The following is a 305-nucleotide window of genomic DNA, read 5'->3' as shown; positions in this document are numbered from 1 at the left end:
CACTTCCACCCATCAACAACCCCAAAAATCCTCTTTCTTCCCCATATCCCAATACAACCATCCCCCAAAAACACCACCTAACCTCATTCCACCACCACCTCAATTCAATTCAAAACCACTAACACCAAACCTGCCCCCATTCCCCCCAGCTTTTCCTTTCATTTATTTATTTTCGTTCAATCTTTCCACCACCACTCCATAACTCTCCATAATTTCACCTTCCTTACTCCCTTCCTAAACATTCACCATCGGCCATCCCTTTTGCGCCACCTTATTTTCACCAATTGTTACATCAACCAAAAAAC

1 protein-coding gene is annotated in these 305 nt (G+C 43.3%); it reads left to right on the top strand.

Going from position 1 to position 305, the window contains the following annotated elements:
- Window positions 1-202 (top strand): hypothetical protein (locus FS736_RS24870; protein ID WP_222125099.1); only part of this gene is annotated, 202 nt, incomplete at its 5' end.
- Window positions 203-305: the final 103 nt, after the last annotated feature.

Origin of the sequence: Cytobacillus oceanisediminis 2691 (assembly GCF_007678455.1) — a bacterium.
GTDB classification, from domain to species: domain Bacteria; phylum Bacillota; class Bacilli; order Bacillales; family Cytobacillaceae; genus Mesobacillus; species Mesobacillus oceanisediminis_A.
This window is presented reverse-complemented; position numbering and strand designations above follow the sequence as displayed.